The 15,688-nt window shown below is 71.9% G+C and carries 16 protein-coding genes; 3 read left to right on the top strand and 13 right to left on the bottom strand.

The features are described from left to right. Positions 1 to 3: 3 nt before the first annotated feature. The 11 genes from EZM51_RS07890 to EZM51_RS07840 all read right to left on the bottom strand — a co-directional run bounded on the left by EZM51_RS07890 (position 4) and on the right by EZM51_RS07840 (position 10,789). Positions 4 to 1,107, bottom strand: a complete 1,104-nt coding sequence (locus tag EZM51_RS07890; RefSeq protein ID WP_136707682.1) for an ABC transporter substrate-binding protein — start codon at positions 1,105 to 1,107, stop codon at positions 4 to 6. Then, positions 1,104 to 2,423, bottom strand: coding sequence for a GTP-binding protein (locus EZM51_RS07885; protein ID WP_136707681.1), 1,320 nt, complete (start codon positions 2,421 to 2,423; stop codon positions 1,104 to 1,106). Before EZM51_RS07885 ends, EZM51_RS07890 begins: the two co-directional genes overlap by 4 nt. Continuing rightward, positions 2,423 to 3,370 carry a sulfate adenylyltransferase subunit CysD gene (gene cysD, locus EZM51_RS07880; RefSeq protein ID WP_136707680.1) on the bottom strand — a complete coding sequence of 316 codons (948 nt, stop codon included), beginning with the start codon at positions 3,368 to 3,370 and terminating at the stop codon, positions 2,423 to 2,425. Before cysD ends, EZM51_RS07885 begins: the two co-directional genes overlap by 1 nt. Then, on the bottom strand, positions 3,352 to 4,077 hold the full coding sequence (locus EZM51_RS07875; protein ID WP_136707679.1) for a phosphoadenylyl-sulfate reductase: 726 nt from the start codon (positions 4,075 to 4,077) through the stop codon (positions 3,352 to 3,354). The genes cysD and EZM51_RS07875 overlap by 19 nt, the downstream gene beginning before the upstream one ends. Continuing rightward, a complete protein-coding gene (locus EZM51_RS07870; RefSeq protein WP_282568137.1) occupies positions 4,074 to 5,798 on the bottom strand; it encodes a nitrite/sulfite reductase in 1,725 nt (574 codons plus the stop codon). The genes EZM51_RS07875 and EZM51_RS07870 overlap by 4 nt, the downstream gene beginning before the upstream one ends. 161 nt (positions 5,799 to 5,959) lie before the next feature. Then, positions 5,960 to 6,709 carry a CbiX/SirB N-terminal domain-containing protein gene (locus tag EZM51_RS07865; protein WP_136707677.1) on the bottom strand — a complete coding sequence of 250 codons (750 nt, stop codon included), beginning with the start codon at positions 6,707 to 6,709 and terminating at the stop codon, positions 5,960 to 5,962. Further along, positions 6,709 to 7,668: a hypothetical protein gene (locus tag EZM51_RS07860; RefSeq protein ID WP_136707676.1), complete on the bottom strand. Its 960-nt coding sequence runs from the start codon at positions 7,666 to 7,668 to the stop codon at positions 6,709 to 6,711. Before EZM51_RS07860 ends, EZM51_RS07865 begins: the two co-directional genes overlap by 1 nt. Positions 7,669 to 7,717: 49 nt before the next feature. Beyond that, on the bottom strand, positions 7,718 to 7,975 hold the full coding sequence (locus EZM51_RS07855) for a type II toxin-antitoxin system RelE/ParE family toxin (RefSeq protein WP_136707675.1): 258 nt from the start codon (positions 7,973 to 7,975) through the stop codon (positions 7,718 to 7,720). Beyond that, positions 7,972 to 8,235, bottom strand: a complete 264-nt coding sequence (locus EZM51_RS07850) for a type II toxin-antitoxin system Phd/YefM family antitoxin (RefSeq protein ID WP_136707674.1) — start codon at positions 8,233 to 8,235, stop codon at positions 7,972 to 7,974. Before EZM51_RS07850 ends, EZM51_RS07855 begins: the two co-directional genes overlap by 4 nt. Positions 8,236 to 8,341: 106 nt before the next feature. Continuing rightward, on the bottom strand, positions 8,342 to 9,664 hold the full coding sequence (locus EZM51_RS07845) for an HNH endonuclease signature motif containing protein (RefSeq protein ID WP_136707673.1): 1,323 nt from the start codon (positions 9,662 to 9,664) through the stop codon (positions 8,342 to 8,344). Between the two features lie 180 nt (positions 9,665 to 9,844). Then, positions 9,845 to 10,789, bottom strand: a complete 945-nt coding sequence (locus tag EZM51_RS07840; RefSeq protein WP_136707672.1) for an alpha/beta hydrolase — start codon at positions 10,787 to 10,789, stop codon at positions 9,845 to 9,847. A gap of 105 nt (positions 10,790 to 10,894) precedes the next feature. Here EZM51_RS07840 and EZM51_RS07835 point away from each other — a divergent pair, with 105 nt between their 5' ends. Next, on the top strand, positions 10,895 to 11,548 hold the full coding sequence (locus EZM51_RS07835) for a TetR/AcrR family transcriptional regulator (protein ID WP_136707671.1): 654 nt from the start codon (positions 10,895 to 10,897) through the stop codon (positions 11,546 to 11,548). Between the two features lie 48 nt (positions 11,549 to 11,596). Here the strand turns inward: EZM51_RS07835 and EZM51_RS07830 are convergent, their stop codons facing one another. Both EZM51_RS07830 and EZM51_RS07825 read right to left on the bottom strand, forming a co-directional pair. Beyond that, complete coding sequence (locus tag EZM51_RS07830) at positions 11,597 to 12,400, bottom strand: cache domain-containing protein (RefSeq protein ID WP_136707670.1); 804 nt, start codon at positions 12,398 to 12,400, stop codon at positions 11,597 to 11,599. Continuing rightward, complete coding sequence (locus EZM51_RS07825) at positions 12,397 to 13,200, bottom strand: GntR family transcriptional regulator (RefSeq protein ID WP_169053825.1); 804 nt, start codon at positions 13,198 to 13,200, stop codon at positions 12,397 to 12,399. Before EZM51_RS07825 ends, EZM51_RS07830 begins: the two co-directional genes overlap by 4 nt. A gap of 143 nt (positions 13,201 to 13,343) precedes the next feature. On the opposite strand from EZM51_RS07825, the gene EZM51_RS07820 reads away from it, so the two are divergent. Further along, positions 13,344 to 14,405, top strand: coding sequence for an ABC transporter ATP-binding protein (locus EZM51_RS07820; protein ID WP_136707668.1), 1,062 nt, complete (start codon positions 13,344 to 13,346; stop codon positions 14,403 to 14,405). Positions 14,406 to 14,499: 94 nt separating this feature from the next. Then, complete coding sequence (locus tag EZM51_RS07815; RefSeq protein ID WP_136707667.1) at positions 14,500 to 15,678, top strand: ABC transporter substrate-binding protein; 1,179 nt, start codon at positions 14,500 to 14,502, stop codon at positions 15,676 to 15,678. Positions 15,679 to 15,688: the final 10 nt, after the last annotated feature.

Below are 15,688 nucleotides of genomic sequence, written 5' to 3'. Positions count from 1 at the left end.
CGGTCACTCCTCCCCGAGCCCCGCGGCCTCGACCGGGGCGAGGCCGGCGTCGGCGCGCACGGTGTTGAGGGCGCGCAGGTCGAAGAGCCCGCGCAGGTCGCCGTCGCGCCCGGTGCCGGTGTCCACGGCGGCCCGCTGCAGCGCGGGGAACGTGGCGGCGAACGGGTCGGTGGTCGCGGAGACATGGTCGAGCGCGCGGTCGATGACCGCGTCGGGCAGGGGCGCGCCGGTGTCGGCCGCGAGGCGGTCGTTCACGACGTCGGCGAGCTCGTGGGGGTGGCCGGTGATCCAGTCGACGGATGCCGCATGGCCGGCCACGAGGGCCCGCACCGTGTCGGGGTGCTCGGCGACGTAGTCCGCGCGCACCACGAGCACCGTGGTCGGATACTCGCCGTGCGGCCACAGCTCGCCCTCGTCGACGAGCACCTCGGCACCGGCCTCCAACACGAGCCGCGAGACCCACGGCTCTGGGAGCCACGCGCCGTCGAGCTCGCCCGACTGGAACAGCTGCAGGGTGCGGGCGTTTTCGGTCGGCACGATGTCGACGTCGCCGCCACCGGTCGCGGACGTCGTGAGATCGTGGTCGGCGAGCCAGGAGCGCAGGGCGACGTCCTGGGTGTTGCCGAGCTGCGGGCTCGCGAGCGTCGCGCCGTGCAGATCGCCCGCGTCCTCGATGCCGTCGCGCACGACGAGCGCCGCGCCCCCGCCGGCGGCCCCGGCCACGATGCGGAGCGAGGCGCCCCCCGACTGCACGAAGCTGTTCACGGCCGGGTTCGGTCCGAGGTAGGCGGCGTCGATCGCGCCGGCACTCAGCGCCTCGATCGCCGCGGGTCCGGCGGCGAACGCCTGCGGCGCGAGGTCGGTGCCGCCGAGGGCGTCGGCGAGGAGGCCGGTCTCGAGGCCGACGAGCGCGGGTGCGTGCGTGACGTTCGCGAGATAGCCGAGCCGCAGCACTGGGGCCGCTCCGCCCGGGGCATCCACTCCCGGCGGCTCGGCCGCCGCGCGACCGACGCTGCCGACGACGACGGGCACGATGACGATCGCGGCCGCCACCGCGACGCCCGCGACGAGCTCGCCGAGTTGTGCGCCGAATCCGCGAGTCGTCATGCGGGCGCTCCGGTGACGATCGCGGCCGCGAGGGTCGCTCCGTCCTGCGGGTGGATCACGAGGAACGCACCCGCACGGCGATGGTCGGCGTAGGGCTCCACGGAGAGCTCGGCGGCGAGCCTCAACGCGACCTGGCCGATGTCGTTGACCTCGAGCCGGCCGGCGGGCTCCAGCGCGAGGGTCGTCAGGTCGCGGCGGCCGTGCACCGCGGTCACGAGCGCCTGCACGGTCGACGTGCCCGACTTCACGAGCACGCGGGCGCCGGGCACGAGCGGCCTCGGGTCGAGCTGGAAGACGGATGCCTCGAGCTCGCGCCGGGCGGCCGGCAGCGATCCGGATGCCGCGATCACCGCGCCGCGCGCCGCATCGAGCTCGTCGGCGAGGCGAAGCGCGACCGACTGCGGCGCCGACGCCGACTCGAGGGCTACCGTACCTGCGTCGATGCCCACCACGGTCGTCGTGGCCCCCGCCGGGAACACCTGCACCTCGTCGCCGACGCGCACGGTGCCCGACGAGATGCGCCCGGCGAAGGCGCGGTGGTCGCGGTAGGCCTCGGGGTCGGCGACATCGTGCGCCAGTGCGCCCTGCGGGCGGATGACGAGCTGCACCGGCATCCGGAACGCCTCGAGATCCGACTCGAGCTCGTCGAGCGCGGGCAGCGTCTCGAGCAGCTCGAGGAGCGCCGGGCCGTCGTACCAGGGCGTGTTCGCCGACCGCTCGACGACGTTGTCGCCCGCGAGCGCCGACACCGGGATCACGTGCGCTTCGGGGAGGCCGAGGTCGCGCACGAGCGCGGAGACATCCGTCGCCACCGCCGCGAAGGCGGCCTCGTCGTAGCCGAGCAGGTCGATCTTGTTCACGGCCACGATGACGTGCGGCACGCGCAGGAGCTGCACGACCGCGAGGTGCCGGCGGGTCTGCTCGAGCACGCCCTTGCGCGCATCGACGAGCACGACGACGGCGTCGGCGGTGGCGGCTCCCGTGACCATGTTGCGCGTGTACTGCACGTGGCCGGGGCAGTCGGCGAGGATGAACGACCGGCGACCCGTCGAAAAGTAGCGGTAGGCGACGTCGATCGTGATGCCCTGCTCGCGCTCGGCGCGCAGGCCGTCGGTGAGGAGGGCGAAGTCGATCGCGCCGGGCTCGCCGCCGAAGCCGCGCTCTGCGCTCGTGCGCGCGACCTGCTCGAGCTGGTCGGCGAGAATCGCCTTCGAGTCGTGCAGCAGGCGGCCGACGAGCGTGGACTTGCCGTCGTCGACGGATCCGGCGGTCGCGAACCGGAACAGCGTCTGCGCCTGGGGCTGAAGGTCGCTCATCAGAAGTACCCGTCCTTCTTGCGGTCCTCCATGGCGGCCTCCGAGATGCGGTCGTCGGCCCGCGTGGCACCGCGCTCGGTGAGCGTCGAGGTGGCGACCTCGCGCACGACCTCGGCGACGGATGCCGCGTCCGATTCGACCGCGCCGGTGCAGCTCATGTCGCCCACCGTTCGGTACCGCACGACGCGGCGCTCCACGTGCTCGTCGGCGCGCGGCGGCGAGACGGGGCCGACGGCGCGCCACATGCCGTCGCGGCGGTACACCTCGCGCTCGTGCGCGTAGTACAGCGGCGGCAGCTCGATGCCCTCGCGCTCGATGTAGCGCCACACGTCGAGCTCGGTCCAGTTCGAGATCGGGAACGCGCGCACGTGCTGGCCGACCGTGTGGCGACCGTTGTAGAGGTCCCAGAGCTCGGGGCGCTGGTTGCGCGGATCCCACTGGCCGAACTCGTCGCGCAGGCTCAGGATGCGCTCCTTGGCGCGGGCCTTGTCCTCGTCGCGGCGGGCGCCGCCGAACACGGCGTCGTGCTTGCCCGCGGCGATCGCGTCGAGCAGCGGCTGGGTCTGCAGCGGGTTGCGGGTACCGTCGGCGCGTTCCTGCAGGCGGCCGTCGTCGAGGTAGTCCTGGACTCTCGCGACCTCGAGCCGGACGCCGAGGCGCTCGACGGTGCGGTCGCGGAAGTCGATGACCTCGGGGAAGTTGTGGCCCGTGTCGACGTGCAGCACCGGGAACGGCACGCGTGCCGGCCAGAACGCCTTCGCGGCCAGGTGCAGCACGACGACCGAGTCCTTGCCGCCCGAGAAGAGCAGCACGGGCCGCTCGAACTCGGCGACCACCTCGCGGATGATGTGGATCGCCTCCGACTCGAGGGTGTCGAGCGCCGACAGCCTCGGAGGCGCCTCGACGGCAGCAGTGGTGATCGTCTCGCTCACAGGTGCAACCCGCATTCCGTCTTTGCGAGGCCGGCCCAGCGGCCCGACCTCGGATCCTCGCCCGCGGCGACGGGCTTCGTGCACGGCTCGCAGCCGATCGAGGGGTAGCCGTGCGACATCAGGAGGTTCACGGGCACCTGGTGCGCGCCCGCGTAGTCGAGGAGCTGGTCGAAGCTCCACGCGGCGAGCGGGTTCACCTTCACGAGCCCGTTGCGCTCGTCGTACGTCACGAGCGGCGTGTTCGTGCGGGTCGGCGCCTCCTCGCGGCGCACGCCCGTGAACCACACCTCGTAGCCGCCGAGCGCGCGCTGCAGCGGCGCGACCTTGCGGCGTGCGCAGCACAGCCCGGGATCGCGCGCGAACAGCTCGGCGCCGAACTCGGCGTCCTGCTCGGCGACCGTCTGCTCGGGGAGCACGTCGACCACGCGCACGTCGAGCGCGCGGGCGACCTCGTCGCGCGTCACGTGGGTCTCGGCGAAGTGGTAGCCGGTGTCGAGGAACAGCACGTCGACGCCTGGCAGTCGTGAGGCGACCAGATGCGGGAGCACGGCGTCGGCCATCGAGCAGGCGACGGCCGCGGCATCCGTCGCAAAGTTCGCGGACGCCCAGGCGACGACCTCGTCAGCGGATGCCTCGGGGCCGCCGTCGGGCGAGAGCAACGCGTCGCCCGCCTGCGCGAGGGCGCGGAGTTCGTCGGGGGTGCGCGGGGCGAGCGCGCTCATCGCAGGGCCTCCTCGTCGGCGCGGTGCGCCCACTCGGCGAAGGTCTCGTCGGCGGCCGCATCGCGGTCGGCGAGGAAGCGACGCACGACACGCTCGACGTAGTCGGCGAGGCCGTCGGCGGTCACCTTGAGTCCGCGCACGGTGCGCCCGGTGCCGGCCTCCTCCCGGGTCGCCGAGGCGAGGCCGCCGCCGAGGTGCACCTGGAAGCCGGGCGTCTGCCCGCCGTCGCCGTCGGGGAGCAACTGGCCTTTGAGCCCGATGTCGGCCGTCTGGATGCGGGCGCAGGAGTTGGGGCATCCGTTCACGTGCAGGCTGATCGGGTGCGGCAGGTCGATCCCGGCGAGCCGGGACTCGAGCGCGATGACGGCGTCGGTCGCCGCCTGCTTCGTCTCGACGATGGCGAGCTTGCAGAACTCGATGCCCGTGCACGCGATCGTGCCGCGCCGGAACAGCGAGGGCCGCGCCTGCAGGCCGAGCGCGTCGAGCTCGGCGACGACCCGCTCGACCGCGGCCTCCTCGATGTCGAGCAGCACGAGCTTCTGGTGCGGCGTCGTGCGCAGGCGACCCGAACCGTGGCGCTCGAGCAGGTCGGCGATGGCCGTGAGCGTCGAGCCCGACACGCGACCGACGAACGGGGTGACGCCGACGTAGAACCGGCCGTCCTTCTGCCGGTGCACGCCGACGTGGTCGCCCTGCGCTCGCGGCTTGGGCGCCGCCGGCCCGTCGGCGAGCGGGGCGCCCAGGTACTCGGTCTCGAGGACCTCGCGGAACCGCTCGGCGCCCCAGTCGGCGACGAGGTACTTGAGGCGGGCCTTGTTGCGCAGGCGCCGGTAGCCGTAGTCGCGGAAGATCGACGTGACGCCGAGCCACACGTCGGCCACCCGCTCGGGCGCGACCCAGGCGCCGAGCCGAACCGCCAGGTGCGCGCTCGTGGAGAGGCCGCCGCCGACCCACAGGTCGTACCCGACCCCGAGCGACGGATGCTCGACGGCGACGAACGCGACGTCGTTGATCTCGTGCACGACGTCCTGGCTGGGGTGCCCGGTGATCGCGGACTTGAACTTGCGCGGCAGGTTCGCGAGCGACTCGTCGCCGATGAAGCGGCGCTGGATCTCCTCGATCGCGGGCGTCGGGTCGATGAGCTCGTCGGCGGCGATGCCAGCGACCGGCGAGCCGAGGATGACGCGCGGCACGTCGCCGCACGCCTCCGTCGTGCCGAGGCCGACCGCCTCGAGGCGGCGCCAGATCTCGGGCACGTCCTCGACCCGTACCCAGTGCAGCTGGATGTTCTGGCGGTCGGTGAGGTCGGCGGTGTCGCGGGCGAACTCGGTGGAGATCTCGCCGATCACCCGCAGCTGCCCGGTGGTGAGCTGCCCGCCGTCGATGCGCACGCGCAGCATGAAGAACTCGTCCTCGAGCTCGTGCGGCTCGAGCGTGGCGGTCTTGCCGCCGTCGATGCCGGGCCTGCGCTGCGTGTACAGGCCCCACCAGCGGAATCGCCCGTGCAGGTCGGTCGGGTCGATGCTCGCGAAGCCGCCCGCGGCGTAGATGCGCTCGATGCGCTCGCGCACGGCGAGGCCGCCGTCCTCCTGCTTCCACTGCTCGTTGGCGTTGAGCGGGGTCGTGCCGTCGATCTTCCACTGGCCGTGCGGACGCGCCGGCGGACGCGCCGGACGCGCCGGGCGTGCTGCTGCGGCATCCGTCGCCCTCGGGGTGGTGATGGTCACGACGCCCTCCTTCCTCATGCCGGTGCGGGATGCGCTCCGGCGTGTTCGGTCGAAGCTAGGCGACGTCGGCGGCCCTCGACAGGGGGCCGTGTCACGCCCGGTCACGTCGTGTCGCATTGCGTCACACGGCGTCGCCCGCCGACATGCGGCGGGCGTCAGCGAAGGCGAGCGGATGCCGCGGCGTACCGATCGAGCACGAGGTCGACGAGCTCCCGTGGCGGGGGTTCCTCGGCGACGAGGAGCGGCCGCGCCGTCACGTCGGCGCCGGCCGCCTGGGCCAGGTCGTCGAAGTAGCCGGGTGCGAGGAGGTAGTTCGCGACGACGACGCGCGGGCCCGGCCCGGCGCCGGTGCGTGCGGCGGCGATGGCGTCGGGGAGCCGCGGCTCGGCCGCGGAGAGGAACCCGATCGAGACCTCGCGACCGGATGCCGCGGCCAGCCGCCCGGCCATGTCGTGGCAGTCGTCGACGGCGCGCCGGTCGCTCGACCCGGCGACGGCGAGCACGATGCGGTCAGTGTCGCGGAGGCCTGCCTCTGCGAGGCGACGGACGAGCACCCGGGCGAGCCGGTCGTCGGGACCGAGGGCGCCGGCGAGGGTCACGGGCCGGTCGGATGCCGAGGCATCCACGGCCTCGGCGAGGTCGACGTGCACGTGGTAGCCCGCCGAGAGGAGGAGCGGCACGACGACGGCCGGCTCGCCGGGCTCGAGCGAGGCGAGGGTGGCGGGCACGTCGGGCTGCTCGACGTCGACGTGTCCGAGTCGCACGCTCGGTGGGGCATCCGGATGTCGCGTGCCGACCGCCGCGGCGACGGCATCGTGCAGCCCGCGCACCGCGGCCCGACCCGCCGCGGAGGAGGTGCCGTGCGAGATGCCGACGAGAGCAGGTGGCCGGGGGGTCTCGTTCATCATGGCAAAGGCTCGGCCTGCTCCGCCGATCTGCGACGTCGCGTGACGATCGCGCGGCCGATGAGTCCGACCGCGGCGACCGCGACCGCCACGATGAGGGGCGGCAGGGCGATGTCGGGAATCCAGAGCGCCATGCCGAAGACGCCCGCCCCGTAGTCGAGCATCTCGGCGGGGTGGCGGGCCAGGACCCGGCTGCCGGCGGCGCTCGAGATCGCGGTCATGAGCGCGGGCGCGACCCACAGGGCGAGGAGGGCGAAGGCGGCGGCGAGGACGCGGCCCACGGTGTTGACCCCGCCCCACGCGATGGCGGCGCCGACGAGCACCGGCGGGATCCAGCGGGTGACGTCGAGGAGCCAGGCGAGCTCCGTGGTGCCGGCGGTGCCGAACGGCACGACGAGCCCGTTGATCCACGGTCCGAACGCCACCGCCGCGATGCTGAGACCGATGACCGCGCCGGCCCGCGGCGCTCGGGCGATGAGCAGCATCACCAGCACGCCGACCGGGATCATCAGCGACGTGCCCGCGACGAGCGCGGCGAGGTACAGGGCCGACTCGCCCCGCTCCTGCAGGCCGTCGCGCACCACGATCGAGGTCTGCACGGTGGCGATGACCTGCACCGCGACCACGCCGATGACGATGGCGGCGGTGCCGAACCGCGGAAGCCGTGCGCTTGTCGCTCGCGCGACGATGCCCGCGATCGCGGCGCCGGTCACGATGAGGGCGGCGATGAGCGTGATCGCGTACTGGCTGAACGGCAGCAGCACGACGGGGTACTCGTCGGGTGCGGCATCCGTCGCCCAGAGGTTCTGGAGCGGAAGCCGCATGCCCGTGATCAGCCAGGGCAGCAGGCCGAGGGTCGCCGACGCGACGCCGATGAGCACGGGCGCCCATGCGGGGATCCGTCGGGGTTCCGGCGTTGCGTCGTGCGCTGTGGGCTTGGTTTCCGTCCCGGCATCCATCACGCCAGCGTACGAGGCACGGCCGACGGCCATTGCTCGATGCGGGGTGCTATTCGTAGGCGTTGCGCCGATGCGCGACTCGGAACACCGTGACCAATACAACGTCATCCTCAATCTCGTAAAGGATGCGGTAGTCGCCGACACGGAGCCGCCAAGCGTTCTCCAACCCGGTCAGCTTCTTGACCCCGCCGGGCCTAGGATCCACCTCGAGCTCACTGAGCGCATGCAGCACTCGCCGACGAACGGCAGGCTCGAGCTTCCGAACCTGACGTGCTGCGGCGGTCGTCAGCTCGACCCGGTAGGTCACTCTGCGAGCTCAGCGCGCAGCTCGCCCAGTGACACCCGGCCACCGTCATCGTCGCGCTTCGCAGCCCTGAACTCCTGCAGGTCACGGGCCATCTCGAACGCCTCGAGCGACTCGAGATCCTCGACACTGATGACCACGGCGGCGAGCTTTCCATGCCGGGTGATTCCGACCCGCTCATGTGCATACGCGGCACGGCCGATCACCTCGGCCAGTCCATCACGCAACTGCCGAGTCGTTACCGTCTCATTCACCGCCACCATAGGCTCCAGTCTAGCTCAAGTGTGTACATATCGGGCGTATATCCATATAGATACGCATTTGCTCGCCGTCGCCGCCGCGCAGATGGGCGCACGTGGATGCTCGAGTTCAGGCCGCGTCATCATGCTCGTCTGCCGGGGCGTCTTCCGACTGCGCGCTCGCGTCGGGTCGTTCGAGGAAGGGGTTCTCGGGTTGGGTCGTGTGGTCGCGGCCGGCGGGTGAGGTCCAGCGGATCACGCCGCCGGGCTCTAGCGTGATGCGCCAGCGTGTTCGGTGTTTCAGGCGGTGGTGCTTTCGGCAGAGCACGGCGATGTTCGCGGCGCAGGTGCCGCCGCCGTGGGCCCAGTCGGTGGTGTGGTCGAAGTCGCATCCTTCGGCACGGCGGTTGCAGCCGGGGAACCGGCAAGTGCCGTCGCGGACTCGCAGGTAGCCGGCGAGGTCGGCGGGCACCCGGTACCGGGTGCGGCCGTAGGACAGGTACGCCCCGGTCTCGGGGTGGGTGAGGATCCGCTGCCAGGAACGGGCTTTCCCCGCGAGCCAGCAGGCGGTGTCTGTATCGATCGGACCGTACCCGTCGAGTTCGGCGGGTTCGTCGGTGTGTCCGAGGAGGGTGAGCACCGGCACGGTGACCAGCACCCGCGGCAGGATCGCCGCGTCACCGTCGACCGGTCGGCCATCGGGGCCGGTGCGGGACCCGGCCAGGAGCAGGTCGGCGGCAGCGTCGAGCACGCTTTGGCCGTGCGTGCGCGGGTCGGCGGACGGCGCTTCTGGGTTGTCGCTCGCTGCGGCGCTGGCGTCGAGGCGGTGCTTGATCGCGTGGGCGCGTTCGGCTTGCAGGTAGAGACTGAGCCAGGCCATGCCGTCGGGTGCGGGTTCGATCACGACCCGCCGTTCGGCGACGGCGACTCGGTGCCCGGTGCCGAGGAGCTCGGGGTGCAGTCGTTCCCTGAGGGTGCGGAGCCGGCGTCGCAGCGCCGCGTTCGTCTGCGAGGGCGCCCGCTCCAGCGCCGCCTCCTCGAGCGCCGCCGCCGCCGCAGCGGGCAGCCCGATCACCGCGTCGAAGATCGACCGTGCCTGCGGCAAGCCGATCGATCCGGTCGCGAGCGCCGTCAGTGTCGCCGGGTGCCGGCCCGCGACCCCGGCATCGGCGACCAAGCCGCTCGCGGTGGCCTCGGGAATGACGAGCGCGGTCGCGACCTCGGCGATGAACGCGCGGGTCGCGAACTCCCGCTCGCCCGCGGGGGAGCCGTCGTGCACGCCCTCGACCGCGTGCGCATACCCGTGCGCCCTCCGGATCAGCCGGAGCTGCTCCGCCTGCGCGGCCCGGATCATGCGCTCCAGCGCGACGATCGCCTCGACATCGGCGCGCAACGCGGCGGCAGGGTCGCCCACGGCAGCGTCGGCCGCGCCGGTTGCGTCGGGGATCGTCATGGGACTATCCCATCACCACCCACTGACATTCACGACCGCTCGTAAACCGTCTCTGACCAGGTCAAATACCTGTGGAAAACGTCTAGGGTCGCGCCCCTGTGGAGGACAAGTCGCGTGGTCGGTGGAAAGTCCGTGCACGTGGTTGCCCACGGAACCGATGGAGGCCGTCGGCGATCGGCCTCACGCGGATGCTGCAGCCCCGCTGCCGACTCCCCCGGTCGCGCCGTCGCCGACTCCGACGACGTCGGCACCGATCCCGGCTGCGTCCAACGCGGCGAGCCCGCCCGTGGCGAACGCCGTCACCGCATCGAGCGTCACGTCCGCACCGAGCACGCGGGAGTGACCTGCGCCCTCGGTGACGACCAGCCGCGACCGGTCGCCGTGCGCTTCGTGCAACCGCAGCGACTCGTCGACGGCCACCTCGCGGTCGCCGCGGTCGTGCACGACGAGGAGCGGGACCTCTGCCGGCAGAGGGTCGGCGACCGCGTCGAAGCGTGCGAACGGCTCGTCGACCCCGGGCTGGATGATGCCCATGAATCGCCGGGAGAGCACGTCGGCGCTCGCCTGCCGCATGCCGACGCGAGCCGCGAACGAGTCGACGAGGTAGCGGGCGTCGGCCATGCCGGCGATCGCGACGACGCCGCCCGCGGCCGTGCCCTCGCGCACGGCGGTGACCGCGGCGAGCGCGCCGAACGAGTGCCCGACGATGACGCGGAACATCCCGTGCTTGCGCTGCAGCACCTCGATGGCCCCGAGGTAGTCGCGGATGTCGGTGCGACGCCCGCCGGACTCGCCGTTGGCGGGCGCGTCGAATGCGACGACCCGTAGGCCCTCTGCTCGCAGCTCACGCACGATCGCGCCGAACTGCGACGCCCGCCCGCGCCAGCCGTGCACGAGCAGCACGGTCTCGGGGCCGTTCCCCCACGCATAGGTGACGATGTCGCGTCCGCGCACCGTGATCGTGCCGCGCTCGCCATGGTCATGCACGGCACGGTCGCCGGATCGCACGGGCAGCGCCGGGCCCACTTGCCGGAACAGCGGCATGGCCAGGCGCGCGGTGAGCGTCGGCGAGACGGCATCGGCCGCGCGCACGGCGGCGAGGGCGAGGGTGGTGCTGAGTTGCATGGCGGCCTCCAGGGCAGCGGTGATCAGAGTGTTCGTGACGTCCGTTCAATGAACACGAACGGTCGTATGTGTACTATACGACCGTTCGTGCGTAAACTGAAGGGCATGCCGGAAATCGATGGCCGCAGGGTTCGAGGGGATGCCTCGCGCCGCCTCGTGCTCGCGAACGCCGTCGACATCGCGTCGCTCGAAGGCCTCGACGGGCTGTCGATCGGACGGCTCGCGACCGCCGCGCAGGTGAGCAAGAGCAACGTGGCGACGCTCTTCGGCACGAAGGAACGCCTGCAACTCGCCACCGTCGAGGCGGCCGCGCAGCGGTTCCGCGAGACGGTGCTCGAGCCCGCCCGACAGGCGGCGCCCCGGGGCATCCATCGCATCGTGGCCCTGCTCGACGGGTGGATCGCCTATTCCCGCGATCGGATCTTCCCCGGCGGATGCTTCTTCGCCGCCGCCGTGGCCGATTTCGACTCCAAGCCGGGGCCGGTGCGCGACGCGATCGCGCAGGCGTACGACAGCTGGGGCGACTACGTGCGCGTCTCGCTCGGCTACGCGGTCGCGCAGGGCGAGCTCGCCCCAGACACCGACGGCGAACAGCTCGCGTTCGAGTTCATCGCCCTGCTCGACACGGCGAACACCCGCTCCGTCATGACGGGGTCGAACGAGCCGTACCGGCTGGCGCGCCGGGGCCTCGTGTCGCGGCTCCTCGCTGCGGGCGCCGACCCCGAGGTGCTCCGGCCGCTCGCCGAGCACGTCGACTGAGGTCGGCGCCGACGCTTGCGGGCGCCTCGAGCGGGCGGAACGTGCCGCTCAGGCCTCCAGCACGAGCGCCAGCGACGTGTCGCCGCACGGCACGACGGCCTCGCCACCCGGCAGCGACGCGGCATCCGTCACCGTGACGGCATCGCGCAGCGGCGCGAGGGCCTCGGACAGGCCCTCGAGGCGCAGCAGCGCCCCGGTCGGTCGCCGGGCGTCGGTCGACGCCACGATGCGGCCCGACGCGTTCACGAGGGTGCAGGGATGCCCCGACTCGCGGATCACCGGGAGCAGCACCTGCTCGAGGCGTGCGACGTAGAGGTCGGTGCCCACGAGGCCGACCATCTCGCCGGCGACGCGCACGGGCGTCGTGATCGTCACGGTGTAGTCGTCGGTGCACAGGTAGTCGACGTAAGGCCCCGTGAGGTGCCGGGTGCCCGTGCGTGCGGGCACCCGCCACCACTCGAGCGTCGTGTAGTCGCGGAATTGCTCGGAGTCGGGGTCGTCGACGGTCGAGAGCCGGCGAAGTCCGGAGCCGGGGCCGAACGTGTTCGAGCCGCTGAGCCACCAGGCGAGGTGCCATGGCGCGTCGGCGAGGAAGCCCGGCGCCGCGACGAAGCCGGCGCCGGTGATGAGACTGCCCTCGCGATCGAGTTCGCCGCTCACGAGCGCCGCGACGACGGGATCGAGCCTCTCGGCGGTCGGCTCGCCGTCGCCCGTGAGCGCGCCGGCGTAGGGTCCCGCGAGCTCGCGCTCGAGCACGTCGCGCCAGCCCTCGATCATGGCGAAGACGGGGTCGATCGTTGAGGCGATGCGCCGGGTGATGTGCTCGGCGGTGACGTCGACGTCGACGCTCATGGCCTCGCTCCTTCCGGATGTCGGGCGGTCGCGGTGGCCGCCGGGGCGGCCGCGGCCTGTTCGAGGCGCACCTTCTCGTCGATGAGCCACTCCACGGCCGAGGCGATGTGGTCGGTCGTCGCGCGACGTGCGCGTTCGGGCTGCACGTCGCGAACGGCCTCGATGACCTCGAGCCTCGCCGCGCGACTGCGGTCACGTGAATCCTGCTCCCGCAGGCACAGCCAGAGCAAGGGCCCGGCCTCGGCCTGCAGCCGCAGCTCCTCGTGCACCAGTCGAGGCGACTGGCTCACGGCGGCGATCTCGAGCTGGAACCGACCCATCGCGCGGCGCGCCCCGCCGGGTGTCGCGAGGTCGGCGCGGGCGTCGATCTCGATGAGGCTCGCGAGGTCGTCCTCGCTCGCCCGGTCGGCGGCGATCTCGGCCGCCATGCCCGCGATCGCGGCGTAGTGCAACGAGAGGTCGCGCAATTCGATGCGGCTGAGCGAGCGCACGCGCTCGTCGACCATGCGCGTGGTCGCGTCGCGGTCGTGGGTCACGAAGCTGCCGCCGTCGCGGCCGCGCTTGGTGTGCACGAGGCCCTTGTCGCGCAGCGCCACCAGCGCCTCGCGGGCGGTGACGACCGCGACGCCGAGGCTCCGGGCGAGCTCGGACTCGCTCGGAAGGCGCTCGCCGTCGCGCAGCACGCCCGAGACGATCGCGTCGGTCAGGCGCTGCTCGACGAGCTCGGCGCGGCCCGCTCCGTCGAGCGGCGAGAAGACGACCGCGCGCGTGGCATCGGCGCGGCCGGTGGCCTGCGGCATCCGACCTCCCGGCATCCGTGCTCGAAATCCGTGACAAGACCGTAACACGCGTGACTGGATTTAGACATCTGGATCCATATGATTTTGAGTATCGCCAGTTGACCGGCGTGCGCGAACATCGCGAATGCATCGAAGGGGACGCCATGACCGACCAGCAGCCGGCCATCCGGCTCACCGGGCTCACCAAGGAGTTCGGCGCCGTCACCGCCGTCGACCATGTCGACCTCGAGATCGCCGCCGGCGAGTTCTTCTCGATGCTCGGTCCGTCGGGATCTGGCAAGACCACGGTGCTGCGGCTCATCGCGGGCTTCGAACAGCCGACCTCGGGCACCATCGAACTCTTCGGGGAGGATGTCACGAAGCGCGCGCCCTTCGACCGCGACGTCAACACCGTGTTCCAGGACTACGCGCTGTTCCCGCACATGAGCGTGCTCGAGAACGTCGCCTACGGCCTGCGCGTGCGCGGCATCGGCCGCAAGGAGCGCAACGAGCGTGCGCGCCGGGCGCTCGCCTCGGTGCGACTCGAGCAGATGGGCGACCGCAAGCCCTCGCAGCTCTCGGGCGGTCAGCGCCAGCGCGTCGCCCTCGCCCGAGCAACGGTCGTGCAGCCCAAGGTGCTGCTCCTCGACGAGCCGCTCGGCGCCCTCGACCTGAAGCTCCGCGAGCAGATGCAGGTCGAGCTCAAGGAGATCCAGCGCGACCTCGGCATCACGTTCATCTTCGTCACGCACGACCAGGAGGAGGCGCTCACCCTCTCCGACCGCATCGCCGTGTTCAACAACGGGCGCATCGAGCAGCTCGGCACGCCGGCCGAACTCTACGAGCGCCCGGCCTCACGGTTCGTCGCCGACTTCGTCGGCACGTCGAACCTGTTCGACGACTCGGTGTCGCAGCAGCTCCTCGGTCGAGCGGGCCTGCACTCCGTGCGTCCCGAGAAGATGACGGTCGGCAGCGGCGAGACCGGCGACGACGTGCACAATGCGCCGGGCACCGTGGTCGAGACGATCTACCTCGGCAGCGGCATCCGCATCGTCGTCGACCTCGACGCGGGAACGCGAGTCAGCGTGCTCGAGCAGAACGACCGTCACCGCGTGCACGACGACGAACGCGGCGATCGCGTGGTGGTCACCTGGCACGACGCCGACGTGATCGCGCTCGCCACGCCCGTATCGGTGACGGATGCCGCGGCCGCGGCATCCACGTGACCTGGTCTCGAGACGCGGCTCCGCCGCTCCTCGACCCGCGAACAACGACCTGCACCACCACCATGCACCACACACAGAGAAACAGGAGAGAACCATGAAGCGGAATCCGCTCACCGCGCGCCGCGGCGCGACGGTGGGACTCGCGATCGCCTCGATCGCGGTGCTCACCGCCTGCGGCACCCAGTCCGGAGGCACCGGCGGCGGCGAGGCCGCCGAGGAGCTCGGCGAGATGGAGGGCCAGGTCTCGATCCTCGCGTGGCCCGGCTACGTCGAGGACGGGTCGAACGACCCCGCCGTCGACTGGGTCAGCTCCTTCGAGGAGGAGACCGGCTGCGAGGTCGAGTCGAAGACCTACGGCACCTCCGACGAGGCCGTCAACCTCATGAAGTCCGGCGACTACGACGTCGTGGCCGCCTCGGGCGACGCGACGCTGCGGCTCATCGCCGCCGGCGACGTGGCGCCGGTCAACACCGACCTCATCCCGAACTACGACGGCATCTACGACTTCCTCAAGGACAAGGAGTGGAACTCCGTCGACGGCGAGTCGTACGGCGTGCCGCACGGCTACGGCGCGAACCTGCTCATGTACAACACCGAGGTCGTCACCGAGGCGCCCACCTCGTGGGACGTCGTATTCGACCGGGCGAGCGAGTTCAGCGGCAAGGTCACCGCGTACGACTCCCCGATCTACATCGCGGATGCCGCGGTCTACCTCATGGCCCACCAGCCCGAGCTCGGCATCGAGAACCCGTACGCACTCGACGAGGAGCAGTTCCAGGCCGCGGTCGACCTGCTGAAGGAGCAGCGCCAGCACGTCGGCGAGTACTGGTCGGACTACCTCAAGGAGATCCAGGCCTTCCAGACCGGCGACTCGGTCGTCGGCACCACCTGGCAGGTCATCCAGAACGTGCTCGAGTCGGAGGGCGCGTCGACCGCGGTCGTGCTGCCCGAGGAAGGCGCGACCGGTTGGTCGGACACCTGGATGATCTCGTCCGACGCCGCCAACCCGAACTGCGCGTACGCGTGGCTGAACCACATCGCGAGCCCCGAGGCGAACGCCGCCGCGACCTCGTACTTCGGCGAGGCGCCGTCGAACGACGCCGCGTGCGAGTTCCGCGAGGACTGCGAGGCCTACCACGCCGGTGACGCCGACTACGCGTCGCAGATCTGGTACTGGACGACCCCGATCGCCGAGTGCGTCGACGGTCGCACCGATGTGGAGTGCGTCGACTACGCGGCCTGGACCGAGGCCTGGCAGGAGATCAAGGGCTGAACCTCCCCGC

Origin of the sequence: Agromyces sp. H66 (genome assembly GCF_004959775.1) — a bacterium.
Lineage (GTDB): Bacteria > Actinomycetota > Actinomycetes > Actinomycetales > Microbacteriaceae > Agromyces.
Note: the sequence above shows the minus strand (reverse complement) of the source record. Positions and strands in the feature narration are given on the sequence as shown.

What these genes read in the sequence shown, in the direction of transcription:
- EZM51_RS07890 (WP_136707682.1), bottom strand. Translation starts at nt 1,107, where the DNA reads ATGACGACTCGCGGATTCGGCGCACAACTCGGCGAGCTCGTCGCGGGC.
- EZM51_RS07885 (WP_136707681.1), bottom strand. Translation starts at nt 2,423, where the DNA reads ATGAGCGACCTTCAGCCCCAGGCGCAGACGCTGTTCCGGTTCGCGACC.
- cysD (WP_136707680.1), bottom strand. Translation starts at nt 3,370, where the DNA reads ATGCGGGTTGCACCTGTGAGCGAGACGATCACCACTGCTGCCGTCGAG.
- EZM51_RS07875 (WP_136707679.1), bottom strand. Translation starts at nt 4,077, where the DNA reads ATGAGCGCGCTCGCCCCGCGCACCCCCGACGAACTCCGCGCCCTCGCG.
- EZM51_RS07865 (WP_136707677.1), bottom strand. Translation starts at nt 6,709, where the DNA reads ATGAACGAGACCCCCCGGCCACCTGCTCTCGTCGGCATCTCGCACGGC.
- EZM51_RS07860 (WP_136707676.1), bottom strand. Translation starts at nt 7,668, where the DNA reads ATGGATGCCGGGACGGAAACCAAGCCCACAGCGCACGACGCAACGCCG.
- EZM51_RS07850 (WP_136707674.1), bottom strand. Translation starts at nt 8,235, where the DNA reads ATGGTGGCGGTGAATGAGACGGTAACGACTCGGCAGTTGCGTGATGGA.
- EZM51_RS07845 (WP_136707673.1), bottom strand. Translation starts at nt 9,664, where the DNA reads ATGACGATCCCCGACGCAACCGGCGCGGCCGACGCTGCCGTGGGCGAC.
- EZM51_RS07840 (WP_136707672.1), bottom strand. Translation starts at nt 10,789, where the DNA reads ATGCAACTCAGCACCACCCTCGCCCTCGCCGCCGTGCGCGCGGCCGAT.
- EZM51_RS07835 (WP_136707671.1), top strand. Translation starts at nt 10,895, where the DNA reads ATGCCGGAAATCGATGGCCGCAGGGTTCGAGGGGATGCCTCGCGCCGC.
- EZM51_RS07830 (WP_136707670.1), bottom strand. Translation starts at nt 12,400, where the DNA reads ATGAGCGTCGACGTCGACGTCACCGCCGAGCACATCACCCGGCGCATC.
- EZM51_RS07825 (WP_169053825.1), bottom strand. Translation starts at nt 13,200, where the DNA reads ATGCCGCAGGCCACCGGCCGCGCCGATGCCACGCGCGCGGTCGTCTTC.
- EZM51_RS07820 (WP_136707668.1), top strand. Translation starts at nt 13,344, where the DNA reads ATGACCGACCAGCAGCCGGCCATCCGGCTCACCGGGCTCACCAAGGAG.
- EZM51_RS07815 (WP_136707667.1), top strand. Translation starts at nt 14,500, where the DNA reads ATGAAGCGGAATCCGCTCACCGCGCGCCGCGGCGCGACGGTGGGACTC.